The organism is Paraclostridium tenue (assembly GCF_039521565.1).
Lineage (GTDB): Bacteria > Bacillota > Clostridia > Peptostreptococcales > Peptostreptococcaceae > Paraclostridium > Paraclostridium tenue.
Genome location: NZ_BAAACP010000006.1, coordinates 34,309 through 48,795, shown reverse-complemented (window position 1 = coordinate 48,795; position 14,487 = coordinate 34,309). Strand labels below are relative to the sequence as shown.

Genomic DNA, 14,487 nt, shown 5'->3' with positions numbered 1-14,487 from the left:
TATTTTAAATATTTAAGACTTATTTGTCTCTTCTACCTTTTCTTCAAATATTGCCTTTATCATATCAACTATTTCTCTAGATGAGTTTGTTTTTAGTGAATCATATATAATTATATGATTTGGACATAAAGATAATAAAGTACTTATTAAAAAATCTTCATAATTTAAATTTTCTTTTATGAACATATTCATAAGTTCTTCATCATTTTCATTTTCTATTATGTTATCATTTTCATCATATAGTATAAATGAATTATCTTTTCTTATATAAACTTTAAGTGTATCTATTTTAGTATCTTGAACTTTTGTAAAATATTTCAAAATACTTATAAACTCATCATAATCCTTTTTCATAAGATATTCTTCTAATGCAATATCACCTATATTAGATACATATTCTATTAATTCTCTCATTCTGAATCTAACAAATCCATCAATATCTATGTGATTATTGTTTGATATATAACTATTTAATTTATGAAATATAGCTTCTCTAATTAATACATCTTTTTTATCAAAGATTTCTAAAGACTTATCATATATGCTAAATTCTTGTTCTTTATATATTTCACTGTATGTCTTATGTATGTACTCTTTTAATATAGTTTCTTTCATTACTTTCATTAAAAAACTTGTTATCTCTTTTACTACATCTAATTTTAGACTCTCATTCTCATCATCCATGCTTATTTTAATTTCTATAAAATCTTTATTATATTTAATTTTATTTTTAAATATACTAGATTTTACAAATTCATTTGCAACTAATTCATATTTAGGTAATAAACTCAAATAAATCTCTTTGTTATTCAAAGTCATCACTCCTTTCTGATCATAAGAGGAATTATAGAACCTAAATCCAATAATCTTTCTTTACTTAAATTTACTATTTCCTTATTCTTTAATTTTAAAAATTTCCTAATATTTTCATAATCAGGATGTTTTGTTATATCTCCAAAAAATGCAAGTTTATCTTTACTTATAAGTCCTGTACAACCGCCTATAAATCCATGATTCAATTCAAATAAGTCTATATTTTTAGGTTGTATTAAAAGACAATCTATTCCATATTTTAAAACAGTTTTATATATACCCACATCAGAAGTTATTATTGAATTTTCATCAACTATGCATATAGAACATTTTGAATATCCTTGTTTTATATTTATCTTTGTTAATTTCTTTTTATTTATATAATCTAAAATCTTTTTATCTGTATATTCAAAATTATGTATTGCATAATTTCCAAATATAGCTACGTTATATTGTATATTATGCGGATAATCTCTTTTTATATAACTGTCCCCTTTTAAAATATTAAACCCAAGTTTTTTTAAAATATCAAAGTAATATTCATAAACATTTGGTGCTATAACTATATTTCCTTCTCCTAAATTACATATACTTATGTCTGGATGATATTTTATAGCATCATAACATTCTCTACATTCTGTTGTTTTTATTATTTGTATATTTCTTCTTTTTAATTCTAGTTCCATATCGCAAGTAATTCGTTTATCTACCAATGCTAGACATAAATCCTCATTAATTACAAAAGACTCTCTACTATATTTCGTACTCATATTTACCTTCCTTTTTATTTATCTTATATAGTATTTTATTATATATACTTTGTTATACTATAACTTTTTTAGAATAAAAAAAATGGTAGCTAGTGCTACCATTTTTATCTTTCACCTTTTCTATATGGATTTCCAAGTGCCGCTGGTGCTTTAGAAGTTTTTATAAATAAAACTAATACTATTAATGTTATTATATATGGTATCATTGATAGTAAGTTTTCATTTATTCTAAATGGTAATTCTGGATTTCCAAAGAATACAGATAATGCTGTAGAAAATCCAAATAACAAGCACGCTCCCATAGCTCCTTGTGGTTTCCATTTACCAAATATAACAGCTGCCATAGCTATATATCCTTGTCCTGAAATTAATGTAGGTCTAAACGAAGAAACTATAGCCAAACTCATAGATGCTCCCCCGAATCCTGCAAGTACCCCTGAAGCTATTACTGCAATATATCTAATACGAGCTACATTAACTCCAAGCGTATCTGCTGCACCTGGATGCTCTCCAACTGCTCTTATTCTAAGACCTAACTTAGTTTTATATAAAACATACCATACTATAGCAACGAATATAAATGCTAAAAATACTGTTGCATATGTATTAAATATAGTATTTAATATACTTCCATCTGCAAATAAACCATCTAAAGGTCTTGGCATTTTATCTTCCATGCTTATTGTAGGAGTCATAGTAGCTCCATCAAATAACATTTTAGATGTGAATAATGCTACACCTGGAGCAAGCAAGTTTATTGCAACTCCTGATATAGTATGGTCTGCATTAAAACTTATAGTTGCAATAGCATGTATTAATGCAAATAATCCACCTGCTAAACCACCTATTAAAAATGCTATCCACGGATTTCCTACTAAAACACCTGCAGCTGCTCCTGCAAATGCTCCTATAGTCATCATACCTTCTAACCCTATATTAACTATACCTGAGTTTTCTGACAATACTCCACCTAATGCTGTAAATATAAGGGGTGTAGAGTACATTAAAGTTGTACTTAAAATTAAAGCTAAATCTTCCATTATTCAATTCCCCCTTGCTTTTTCTTATTCTTATATTTCATAAATAACATTCTTATAACACTACTTAAAGCTATAAAATAAACTATAGAACCTATAACTATATTTATTACTTCAGAAGGAGCTTGTATAGTTTGCATCTTTGTCCCACCATACTTAAGTGCTCCAAATAATATACCTGAGAATATAACCCCAATTGGATTACTATTTGCTATAAGAGCAACTGCTATACCATCAAATCCGTTACCTTCTGGTGCTGCAAGTACTGTTATATTATGAGTTACACCTAGAACTTGTACTGCACCCGCTAAAGCTGCAAGACCTCCTGCTATAGCCATAGATTTAAATATAGATGATTTTATATTTATTCCTCCATATTCTGCTCCAAATTTATTGTATCCAACCCCTCTTAACTCATATCCTAAAGTTGTTTTAAATAATACAAATGCTATTATAAATACTAATATTATTGCGATTATTATACCCCAGTTAGCCTTAGTTGACGGACCAATAAGTCCCGTTAACCAATCTATGCTTATACTAGCACTTTCATTTATTAAATGAGATGCTTCACTATTACCTTCTCTTAACCAAGGTTTCATTATCATATAATTATTTAAATAAAATGCAATCCAGTTTAACATTATAGTCGATATAACTTCATTAACTCCAAACTTTGATTTTAAAAATCCTGCAAATCCACCCCAACATGCTCCTGCCAAAGCTGCTGCTATTAAAGTAAGTGGTATATGGATTATTGCTGGTAAGTGAAGTCCATATCCTACTAAAGTTGCGGTTAATGCACCTACAATAAATTGACCTTCTGCTCCTATATTAAATAAACCTGTTTTAAATGCAAAGGCTACTGATAGACCTGTTAATATAAGCGGAGTTGCTTTTATAAAAGTCCATACTATATATTTTGGTTTACCAATTATACCATCAATCATTACAGAGTAAGCTTCTATAGGATTAAATCCTGCTATTGCTAAAGCTATAGCTCCTACTATTAATCCAAGAAATATAGATATCAAAGAAAATACTATAGTATTATTAGCTAAAGATATCTTCCTTTTAGTTTTAGTATTATTACACATTCTCTGCACCTCCCGCCATCATAAATCCTAAAGTATTTTCATCAGCATCTTTTGCATCTACAATTCCAACTATTTTTCCTTCATATATTACTGCTATTCTATCTGATACATTCATAACTTCATCAAGTTCTAAAGAAACTAATAAAACTGCATTACCTTCATCTCTTTGATCTACTAATGCCTTGTGAACAAATTCTATAGCTCCAACATCTAATCCTCTTGTTGGTTGAGTTGCTATTAATAATTGTGCTTTTCCTGTATTTTTTCTATCTACCCTTATATTGTCAACTTCTCTACCTATTATTATTTTTTGTTGGTTACCACCAGATAATGCTCTAGCTTTCAAAGTATAATCTGTTGGTCTTACATCAAATTCTTCTATTATATCTTTTGCATGCTTTTCTATTTCTTGGTTATTTAATACACCTTTATTAGAAAATCTTTTTTCTTTATATCTTTGAAGTACTGCATTTTCAGCAACTGTAAAATCAAGTATAAGACCCCTTTTATGTCTATCTTCAGGTATATTTTTTATTCCTTTTTTAAATATATCAATTGGTTTATTGTTAAATACTTCTTCCCCATTTATTTTAATGCTACCTGAGTCAGCTTTTCTTAATCCAGTTAATATTTCTACCAATTCTGATTGACCATTCCCATCAACCCCAGCTACTCCTAGTATTTCTCCAGCTCTTACTTCTAGTGATAAATCATCTAGTACTTGTACTTTTCTACTATCTTTAGCTTTTAAATTTTCAATTTTAAGTACTACATCCCCAACATTAGCCTCTTGCTTATCAACTTTAAAGCTAACTTCTCTACCTACCATCATTGCAGCTAGTTCATCTTCTGAAGTTTCTTCAACTTTTACTGTCCCTATATATTTACCTCTTCTTATAATCGTACAATAATCTGCCGCTGCTTTTATTTCTTTTAATTTATGAGTTATTATTATAACTGACTTACCTTCTTTAGTTAAATTCCTTATTATTTGCATAAGTTCATTTATTTCTTGAGGCGTAAGTACTGCAGTAGGTTCATCTAATATTAATATATCTGCCCCTCTATACAATGCTTTTAATATTTCTACTCTTTGTTGCATACCTACAGTTATATCTTCTACCTTTGCATTTGGATCAACATGTAATCCATACTTTTTAGATATGTCGATTACATCTTGTATAGCCTTTTTCATATCTATTACTCCAGTTCCCTTTGTAGGCTCTGTTCCTAGTATTATGTTTTGAGCAACTGTAAAAGGTTGTACTAACATGAAATGTTGATGAACCATACCAATTCCATGAGATATTGCAACATTTGGATTTGCCATTTCTACCTTCTCACCATTTATATATATATCCCCTGAAGTTTGATGATACAAACCATATAATATATTCATCAATGTTGACTTCCCTGCCCCATTTTCTCCTAAAAGAGCATGTACTTCTCCCTTATGCACAGTCAAATTTATATTATCATTAGCTATAAAGTTCCCAAACTTTTTAGTTATATTTTTCATCTCTACAACTTTTCGACTGTAATCTACATTACTATTAACCATAGTTAACTATATCCCTCCTCTTTAAATAATCGCCAATTTTATTATACTAAAAAACAACATTAATAACAATTTAATTTTGATAATTAGTGTGTAATATTTTAATTATATCACATACTTTTTGTTGTTTTTTGTTATATTTTGCAATTTAAAAATATAATTTTTATATATTTATTACACATTATGACATTTTTTTCTATGTTTAAGACTTAATAATGATATATTTTATAATTATAAACGATACTTAAATTTCATTTTATTTTTCATTTTATTTTTAATATTTGTAAATATTTTAGGGATAAAAAAAAGACTAGCTTATGCTAGTCTTTTTTCCCTATTATTTTTGTGTTTTTTCTAACTCAGCTTTTGTAGCTGGAACTTTTATTTCTCCACTCTTTATTTTATCACCTTGTTGATTAACAAATTCTAATATATCTGGAGCAACGTCTTCTTTTGTAGTTTCTGCTACCCCAACACCATTTTCATTTAATCCATAAGTAACTACTGATCCACCTTCAAATTTTCCATCAACTAAATTTTTAACAGTGTTGTAAACCCCAACATCAACTCTCTTTACAGCAGAAGTTATTACAGTTTCTGGTGCAATACTATTTTGATCTCTATCAACACCTATAGCTTTTTTACCAGCTTCTTTAGCAGCTTCTATAACACCATTTCCAGTATCTCCTGCAGCATGGAATACTATATCTACACCATTAGATATCATTTGATTTGTTATAGATTTTCCTTTTGCTGGATCTGCGAAGTTGTTTGCATATTGAGCAACTACAACTGCATCTGGCTTAACAGCTTTAACTCCTGCCTCATATCCAACCTCAAAAGATTCTATTAATGGACTTTCCATTCCCCCAACAAATCCTACTTTATTACTTTCTGTTAATTTACCTGCAACTAATCCTACTAAGTATGAAGCTTCTTGAGCATTAAACATTATACTCTCTACATTTTTAGGAGGTTTTCCTCCAAAATCTGCATCTATTAAAGCAAATTTCTCTTCTGGATAAGCTTTAGCTGCATCTCCTATTGCTTTTTCTAATTTAAATCCAACCCCTATTACTAAATCAGCACCATTATCTATTGCTGTTTCAACATTAGTAGCATAATCTGATTCTTGTTTAGATTCTATGTAATTAGCCTCTATTCCTAAATCTTTCTTAGCTTTTTCTAATCCTTCCCATGCACTTTGGTTAAAAGATTGGTCATTAACTCCCCCAACATCAGTTATCATAGTTACCTTTATCTTTTTATTCCCATTTTCTTTGTCTCCTGATGAACCTTTAGAAGCTCCACAACCAACTAACATAGACCCCGATAACACTGTAACAAGACCTAAAGTTAACAACTTTTTAAACTTCATATATTACCTCCTGTATATAACGATTATGATTTCTTACCTAAATTTTACACTATATAAAAAATTTTTTCTACATTTATTTCAAATTTTATTCAATTTTTCACTATATATTACATACAATTTAAAAAAATAAGAAGATAAGAAACCTTTTTCTTAATCATAATTAGATTTCTTACCTTCTTTATTGTACACAATATATTTATTTATTACACACTTTATCTTAAATCAGGATACCCTATTTGTCTTAATGCTTCAAATAATACTATAGCTACACTATTTGATAAATTAAGCGATCTTGCTTTTTCTATATTTACCATAGGTATTCTTATTGCAGTTTCTAAGTTTTCCATTATTAAACTTTCCGGTAGTCCTTTTGTTTCCTTTCCAAATACTAAAAATGAATTATCTTCATATTTTACATCAGAGTGTGTTTGTTTAGCTTTTGTTGTTGAATAAAAAAACTTAGCATCTGGATTTTGTTCTCTTACTTCATCAAAGCTATCATAATATTTTATTTCTACTAAATCCCAGTAATCTAAACCAGCTCTTTTTAAATATTTATCATCCATACAAAACCCTAATGGTCTTACTAAATGAAGTGTTGTTCCTGTAGCTGCACAACTTCTTATTATATTCCCTGTATTTTGTGGTATTTCAGGTTCTACTAATACTATATTTAAAGACATAAAAAATCCTCCTTAATGCTTTATAAAAATAATTATATCAAAAAGTTTGTATTTCTAAAAACTTCTTTACATTAAAATAATATAAATCTCCATCAAATTATGGAGATTTATATTATTTTAACATCTGTTTTATTTAAATCATTATGTTTTTTCTTTGTCCCCTTTACAATAACTTTATTTTTAGGTGGATAATAACATTCATTTATAAGTTCTTCTTTATTTACACTTCCATCTTCATTTTTATAAATTCTATATGTGTTAACTTTATATCCTCTTCTACCTTTTTCCCCAACCTTAGTCTTCCCTTCATATAATTTATCACTTCTCTTAACTATTATTTCTTGAGGTATTGTTTCAACTATATTTGTTTTTATATCTATATATTTTTTATCTTCATGATTGCCATAAATCGTAGATATTATCTTATTATTTTCAACTTTGCTTTGTATTAGTATAGGAGAATCAAATTTATTTTCAAATATCAAATCTATATTTCCATATGATACCGTTGCATCTCTTCCTTTTTGTATATAACTACTTGGAATACTATGATTTTTAGCTTGTATTATTTCTAATCCTGAATAAAGTGCAGCATTATATATAGTACTGGAAACTTGGCATATACCTCCACCCATTCCTAGTTCTAATTTTCCATTTAATATAATTGGAGCTTCTTTGAAGCCTTGTTCTATATCTCTTTTTCCTGTGGTTTCATTAAAAGAAAACTTTTCATTAGAATCTATTAATGTATTGTTAATTTTATTTGTAGCAATTGTAATATTATTAACTCTGTTTTTATTTTTAGAATTAAATTCCGTTTCATACGTTCCTAAAATAGTATTTATCTTAGATAATTTCTCAAATGTATATTTAGGAGTAATTATAGACGTAGGTATATAACATTTAGAGTAATCTTTATTTATTATTTTCTTATCAAGCAAAGTAAATAATTCTTTTTTATTTACTTCAACACCATTCTTTTCATAGCTGACTTTAAATTTATTTTCATTTAATTTAATCTCAGAATCTATGGGGCTTACATATATATCTTTAGCTAAATTAGATATATATGTTTCTAGCTTATTTTTTTCATAACCTACATCTAGTTTAAAGTTTACTTTTTCGCCTAAATATAAATTCATCTTTGTTTTAATATCAGATAAAATATCTTTATTTCTACCTACTTCATGAGCTTTTTTTATAACTTCTTCAACTTTGTAGTAAAATCCTATATCTTCTAATTTAAGATTATAATTTTTATCCTTATAAAATAAATTAATATTATTACTTTTACACACCAATCTATTTATTTTATCTACAGCTTCACTTTTTGTTAATCCCGAGACATCAATATTTTCAATATATACATTTTTACATATCTTACTTTCCTTATTAATTGCATAAGATTTTCCAATTAATCCAAAATAACATAGTATGGATATTATTAATAGAAAATAAATTTTATGTCTCTTCAATATCAGTCATTCCCTTCTTGATAATAGTCACAATATTCAACTATTGGACATACATTGCATTCTGGTTTTCTTGCTTTACATATTCTTCTTCCATGAAATATTATTAGATGATGAGCTTTAGACCATCTTTTTTTAGGTAATACTTTCATAAGTTCAAACTCTGTTTTTTCTGGAGTATCAGTTTTTACTAATCCTATTCTATTTGATACTCTAAATACATGAGTATCTACTGCAATTGCATCAACTCCAAAAGCATTACTTAATACTACATTAGCAGTTTTTCTTCCTACTCCAGGTAATTTTATTAACTCTTCCATATTATCTGGAACTTCTCCACCATAATTAGAACAAAGTATTACTGATGTTTCTTTTATTTTTTGAGCTTTACTTTTAAACAATCCACAACTTTTAATTTCTTCACTAATTTCAGCTGTACTTAATTTAGCAAAATCTTCTGGTTTATTATATTTTTTAAATAATTCTTCTGTAACTTTATTTACCCTTACATCAGTACATTGTGCAGATAATATAGTAGCAATAAGCAACTCAAATGCATTTGTGTAATTTAACTCACATTCAGCATCCGGATATGTTTGTTCTAATATATCTAATATCTTTTTTATATTCTCTCTGTTTTTCTTTTTTGCTTTAGCCATATTAAAAAATCCCCTTTATATTGTGATTGATATATAATAATATATAACAACTTTATTTATTATTTAAACATATGAAATTAATTTTGATGTATCTAATTATATTATTTATCAAAATTTATCATAATATAGATATAATTTAACTTATTGATTAGTAATATTTTGTTATTTTAAAAAAAAATGGATTGCGTATTAAAAATACACAATCCATTTAAAAATTATTTTTTATCTAATTCACTATATATTTTTAACTTGTATATAGCAGCTTGCTTTACTTCATCAAATGTTTTATCAGTTAAGATTTCAATTGCTTCTTCTATTCTATCTACAGGATAAATATGAAATTTACCTTGTAATATAGCATCATTTATTTCATCTAAAAGCACTAAATTTCTTAAATTATTTCTAGGAAGTATAACTCCTTGTTTTCCTGTTAAACCTTTTTTCTTGCATGTATAATAAAATCCTTCTACTTTCTCAGTCACTCCACCAACTACTTGTATATCACCTTTTTGATTTATAGAACCAGTTACTCCTATATTTTGTTTTATAGGTATTTCACTTAACGATGATAATAAAGCATATAACTCTGCTCCCGATGCACTATCTCCATCTACGCCTCCATAATTTTGTTCAAAACAAATATTGGCATTTAAAGATAACGGAAACTCTTGAGATAAATTTTCTAGTAAAAATCCATTTAATATAAGAACTCCTTTACTGTGTATAGGTCCACTCATTTCAACTTCTCTTTCAATATTAACTATACCATTACTTCCAGGAGCTGTTGTTACAGTTATTCTCGATGGTCTTCCAAAAGAATATTCTCCCATATTAAGTACTGATAATCCATTTATTACTCCAACTTTAGAACCTTCAGTTGATATAAGAGTAAAACCTTTTTCAAGAGATTCATCCATTTTCTTTTCTATTTTACTAAATCTTTCTCTTCTTTCTCTTATAGCTTTTAGTATATCTTCTTTATCTACAAACTCAGCACCTCTTATTTTTGCATATGCATCTCCTTCAACTAAGATTTCTACTATTTTATTAAATTTAGTTGATAATTTTTCTCTATCCCCAGTTATTCTAGTACTATATTTTATAATTTGCTCTACTCCACTATAAGTTAAGTGCTTTAAGTTGTTTTTATTACAATATGATGCTATAAATCTTGATAACCTCATTTCATTATTTTCATCTTTTTTCATCTCATTATCAAAATCTACAAATATCTTAAAATACTTATTAAACTCAGAATCATAATTATACATTAAATTATACATATAATTACTACCTATTAAAACTACTTTTACGTTTACAGGTATTTTCTCAGGTTTTATTGCTGTTTGTGTATCTAATGTTATTTCACCTTGTTGAATTGTTTTTTTCAATATATCCCAAGATAAATTATATCTTAGTAATTGATCTACATATAAAACTAAATATCCTCCATTTGCTTTATGCATTGCTCCAGGTAATAATTTTGTAAAATCTGTTTTTACAGTTCCATTATAATATTCATATTCAGCTTTACCAAATAAATTACTAGGACTTGGATTTATTTCAACTACTACTGGTGCTCCAGATTTATCTAGCCCATTATCAACTAATAAGTTAACTTTATATTTAGTAAAATGTTCTTTGTCGTATTTATCTTTTAATTCTTCTTCATCCATATAAAATAAATAAACATACTCTAATATATCATCTCTAGTGTCCTCTAAATATTTTTTTATTTTATCAAAGCTTCCATATTTATCTATTAAATTTTCTATATGTGGATTTACTATATATTTACCTATCTCATTTTCTAAATCTAGTAAAGCTTCTTTTGCATCTTCTTCTATGTCTCTAATTTTATAAGCAACTTGTATAGCAGCATTTTCTAGTTCTTTTTTTACCTTGTAAAATTCTTCAGAAGACGTATCTACAGATTCATCTTCTGGGGTAAATATCATTCCAACTTTACTACTTTTTAATTTAAATCCTTTTTCTTCTCCATATTTTTTTATTTTCTGAAGTAATGCTTCTTTTTCAATTTCATAATCATCTAATAATTCATTTTTACTCATTTCAAATTCTTCACTTTCAAATGCATCTTTAAGTTCATCAAGTAAGGTTTCTATAAGTTTTTCCATATCTTTTTTAAATAATTTCCCTATACCTTTATCTAAAGCCACCACTATAGGCTCTCTACTATTTTCAAAATTATATACATAGCACCAATCTTTATGATCATTTTTTTCTTGTGCATAAGTATTTAAAGCATTAAGTACATAAGTAGTTTTTCCAGTTCCACTGTCTCCAGCCACAAATATGTTATATGCAGGGTTATCTATTTTAAGTCCAAGTTCCATAGCTTTTATAGCACTTTCTTGCCCTATTATTTCCCCTAAGCCCTCTAGTTCAGAGGTATTAGAATATTTAATCATATTCATCCCCCTTTCAATTCCTTTTTATATAATATGTTTTATATATATTAAATGTTAAGTAAAAAATAAAAAACTTCTAACTATAAAAGTTAAAAGTTTTACTTTTCTAAAATCTCCATATTTCTTTGTATTATTTTTTTACCTCTCCAACTAAAAGCTTTTTCTTTATACCTTCTTTTAAATTCTTTATTAGATATACTGTCAATTTCATCTTTATCCAAATTAAACATTAAATCTTCATAAAACTCTTTTATATTAGTTGTTGATATATTTTTATTGTGGGGACACACATCTTGACATACATCACATCCAAATACTTTTTTATTTTCTTTTAAAACCTTTATCTCATCTTCACTTAGTTCTTCTTTTTTTTGTGTTATATAAGATAAACATAATTTTGGATTCATTTCAAAATTTCCTAAAATTGCTTTACCCGGACAACTATTTATACACTTTTTACATTGTAAGCAAGTTCTTTTTTCCACATTATCATTTTCAAATTTATAGTTATTTATTATATATCCTATAAATACATATGACCCAAATTCATCGGTTATTATGTTATTATTTATTCCATAATAACCAACTCCAGATATACTAGCTAAGTATCTGTCTACAAGTGGTCCATTATCTGCAAACATCATATATTCAAAGTTTTGATGTTTACTTTTTATATATTGTGCAATTTGTTCTAACTTTTCCTTTACTACTATATGATAATCTTTTCCATAACAATACTTAGAAATATTAGAATCTTCTATATCTTTTACATAATAAGGGAAAGCACAAACAATTATAGACTCCGCATTTATCATAGTTTTTCTTGGGTCAATTCTCTTTTCTATACATGACTCTTCCATTCCTGTAAAGTACCCTTTTTTTAATTTATCTTTTATTATTTCTTCTAAATCATAGTATGGTCCTATTCCTGCAATTCCGACACATTTAATACCTATACTATAACAAAACTCTTTTAAATCTTTACTATTCATAAGTTTTCCTTTCATTAATGTATATTTACATTTATAATAACTAAAGTATAAAGGATGGTGATATTATTGATAAAATTAGTAATTCCAGGAAGACCAATAAGCAAGTCTAACTTTAAGCTTCATAATATTCATGGTCAATCATGGATGCCTTCTAAAGGTAAGCACTCTAAATATTTAGCTTATGAAAATATGATTGCAGGATATATAAATACTCAGTATGATGGTCCTTGCATAGAAGAAGATCTTATTACTATATTAAAGTTATATTTTCCAAATAAAAGAATGGGTGACTTACATAACTATCCTAAAAGTATATGTGATGGTATAGAAAAAAGTGGCATTATAAAAAATGATAAACAATTAAAACCTGTACTTTTATTTGATTTTATAGATAAAGAAAATCCTCGTGTTGAGATAGAGTTATATCCTTTATCTCAATATAAAGTAGATTATACTATTTCAAAACTATAGTTAAATCCACCTAAAAATCATTAGGTGGATTTACTTTTAATCTAATTTATTAGATACATCCTTTAACATTTCTCTAATTGGTAAATTGTACGGACATTTACTTTCACATTTACCACACTCAATACAATCAGATGCTTTTATTTCTAAACCTTTATATCTACCTTTTGACCACTCTTTTAAACCATATCTACTATAATATCCTTCTAATAAAAAGTTTAGTGGAATATTTATTCCTATTGGACAAGGCATACAATATTCACATCTTCTACAAAATTTATCTCCTAGATTATTTCTTATTTCTTCAATAAGTGTTTCTTCTTCTTTTGTTATATTTAAATCCTTAAGCACAGATGTATTCTCTATAACTTGATTTACACTATCCATACCTGGAATTACAACATCTATATAATCCTTAGATAAAATATATTTTATAGCCAGTTTAGCATTATCTATAGCTCCTCCAGCTAAAGGTTTCATAACAATTATACCTATATTCCTTTTATTAGCTTCCTTAAATATTTCATCTGCCTGATCTTCTATTATATTGTATGGAAATTGTATTGTATCAAACTTTCCACTATATACAGCTTTCTTTATAGTATCTATACTATGACTTGTTATTCCTATATATCTTATTTGACCTTTCTTCTTAAAATCTAAAAGTGCTTTATAAGCCATATCATCATTAAATATTTTATCATATTCTTCTGGCTTAACATTATGAAATTGATATAAGTCTATATAATCAGCTTTAAGATTTTTTAAACTTTTTTTTACATCTTCCACCATAGCATCATAAGTTCTAGCCATACTTTTTGTTGCTAATATAAACTTATCTCGTTTTCCATCTATAGCGTTACCTATATATTCTTCACTTATAGTATACCCTCTAGCTGTATCTATAAAATTAACTCCTTGATTTATCAACTCATTTATAACTAAATTGGTATCTTCTTGAGTTATTCTTTGTATAGGAATCCCCCCAAATCCAACTCTATTAATTTTTATTTCAGTATTTCCTAACTTTCTCACATATTCACCCCATTATTAATTTTTCATATTATAAATTAAGACGATATTTTAATTAAAATATCGTCTTATTCCCTACATATATTATATATTAAT

The 14,487-nt window shown here is 26.9% G+C and carries 13 protein-coding genes; 1 reads left to right on the top strand and 12 read right to left on the bottom strand.

The genetic code is table 11. From position 1 onward, the window contains the following. Positions 1-12: 12 nt before the first annotated feature. The 11 genes from ABFX13_RS06100 to queG form a co-directional block, all read right to left on the bottom strand. Positions 13-813, bottom strand: coding sequence for a putative sporulation protein YtxC (locus tag ABFX13_RS06100; RefSeq protein WP_346043909.1), 801 nt, complete (start codon positions 811-813; stop codon positions 13-15). Positions 814-818: 5 nt separating this feature from the next. Continuing rightward, positions 819-1,583 carry a DUF6873 family GME fold protein gene (locus tag ABFX13_RS06095; RefSeq protein WP_346043907.1) on the bottom strand — a complete coding sequence of 255 codons (765 nt, stop codon included), beginning with the start codon at positions 1,581-1,583 and terminating at the stop codon, positions 819-821. A 104-nt stretch (positions 1,584-1,687) separates the two neighbouring features. Beyond that, entirely contained in the window at positions 1,688-2,623 is a 936-nt protein-coding gene (locus ABFX13_RS06090) for an ABC transporter permease (protein ID WP_346043905.1), read from the bottom strand. Beyond that, positions 2,623-3,717, bottom strand: a complete 1,095-nt coding sequence (locus ABFX13_RS06085) for an ABC transporter permease (protein ID WP_346043903.1) — start codon at positions 3,715-3,717, stop codon at positions 2,623-2,625. The genes ABFX13_RS06090 and ABFX13_RS06085 overlap by 1 nt, the downstream gene beginning before the upstream one ends. After that, positions 3,710-5,278, bottom strand: coding sequence for an ABC transporter ATP-binding protein (locus tag ABFX13_RS06080; protein WP_346043901.1), 1,569 nt, complete (start codon positions 5,276-5,278; stop codon positions 3,710-3,712). The genes ABFX13_RS06085 and ABFX13_RS06080 overlap by 8 nt, the downstream gene beginning before the upstream one ends. A 334-nt stretch (positions 5,279-5,612) precedes the next feature. Continuing rightward, positions 5,613-6,653 carry a BMP family lipoprotein gene (locus ABFX13_RS06075; RefSeq protein ID WP_187527308.1) on the bottom strand — a complete coding sequence of 347 codons (1,041 nt, stop codon included), beginning with the start codon at positions 6,651-6,653 and terminating at the stop codon, positions 5,613-5,615. A gap of 212 nt (positions 6,654-6,865) precedes the next feature. Then, positions 6,866-7,336: a tRNA (uridine(34)/cytosine(34)/5-carboxymethylaminomethyluridine(34)-2'-O)-methyltransferase TrmL gene (gene trmL / locus ABFX13_RS06070; RefSeq protein ID WP_346043898.1), complete on the bottom strand. Its 471-nt coding sequence runs from the start codon at positions 7,334-7,336 to the stop codon at positions 6,866-6,868. Positions 7,337-7,443: 107 nt separating this feature from the next. Next, positions 7,444-8,811, bottom strand: coding sequence for a VanW family protein (locus ABFX13_RS06065; RefSeq protein WP_346043896.1), 1,368 nt, complete (start codon positions 8,809-8,811; stop codon positions 7,444-7,446). Between the two features lie 2 nt (positions 8,812-8,813). Next, the gene (nth, locus tag ABFX13_RS06060) at positions 8,814-9,467 is read right to left on the bottom strand and encodes an endonuclease III (protein WP_346043893.1); all 654 of its coding nucleotides are present in this window, start codon (positions 9,465-9,467) and stop codon (positions 8,814-8,816) included. A 215-nt stretch (positions 9,468-9,682) separates the two neighbouring features. Continuing rightward, a complete protein-coding gene (locus tag ABFX13_RS06055; RefSeq protein ID WP_346043891.1) occupies positions 9,683-11,899 on the bottom strand; it encodes a Lon protease family protein in 2,217 nt (738 codons plus the stop codon). Positions 11,900-11,997: 98 nt separating this feature from the next. Further along, entirely contained in the window at positions 11,998-12,891 is an 894-nt protein-coding gene (gene queG / locus ABFX13_RS06050; RefSeq protein WP_346043889.1) for a tRNA epoxyqueuosine(34) reductase QueG, read from the bottom strand. A gap of 66 nt (positions 12,892-12,957) precedes the next feature. Here queG and ABFX13_RS06045 point away from each other — a divergent pair, with 66 nt between their 5' ends. Next, positions 12,958-13,362: a RusA family crossover junction endodeoxyribonuclease gene (locus tag ABFX13_RS06045; protein WP_147547016.1), complete on the top strand. Its 405-nt coding sequence runs from the start codon at positions 12,958-12,960 to the stop codon at positions 13,360-13,362. 36 nt (positions 13,363-13,398) lie between these two features. Here ABFX13_RS06045 and ABFX13_RS06040 read toward each other — a convergent pair whose 3' ends face one another. After that, positions 13,399-14,394: an aldo/keto reductase gene (locus ABFX13_RS06040; protein WP_346043885.1), complete on the bottom strand. Its 996-nt coding sequence runs from the start codon at positions 14,392-14,394 to the stop codon at positions 13,399-13,401. Between the last annotated feature and the right edge of the window lie 93 nt (positions 14,395-14,487).

Coding starts and splice junctions, on each gene's coding strand:
- ABFX13_RS06095 (WP_346043907.1), bottom strand. CDS start 1,583: ATGAGTACGAAATATAGTAGAGAGTCTTTTGTAATTAATGAGGATTTA.
- ABFX13_RS06090 (WP_346043905.1), bottom strand. CDS start 2,623: ATGGAAGATTTAGCTTTAATTTTAAGTACAACTTTAATGTACTCTACA.
- ABFX13_RS06085 (WP_346043903.1), bottom strand. CDS start 3,717: ATGTGTAATAATACTAAAACTAAAAGGAAGATATCTTTAGCTAATAAT.
- ABFX13_RS06080 (WP_346043901.1), bottom strand. CDS start 5,278: ATGGTTAATAGTAATGTAGATTACAGTCGAAAAGTTGTAGAGATGAAA.
- ABFX13_RS06075 (WP_187527308.1), bottom strand. CDS start 6,653: ATGAAGTTTAAAAAGTTGTTAACTTTAGGTCTTGTTACAGTGTTATCG.
- trmL (WP_346043898.1), bottom strand. CDS start 7,336: ATGTCTTTAAATATAGTATTAGTAGAACCTGAAATACCACAAAATACA.
- nth (WP_346043893.1), bottom strand. CDS start 9,467: ATGGCTAAAGCAAAAAAGAAAAACAGAGAGAATATAAAAAAGATATTA.
- ABFX13_RS06055 (WP_346043891.1), bottom strand. CDS start 11,899: ATGATTAAATATTCTAATACCTCTGAACTAGAGGGCTTAGGGGAAATA.
- queG (WP_346043889.1), bottom strand. CDS start 12,891: ATGAATAGTAAAGATTTAAAAGAGTTTTGTTATAGTATAGGTATTAAA.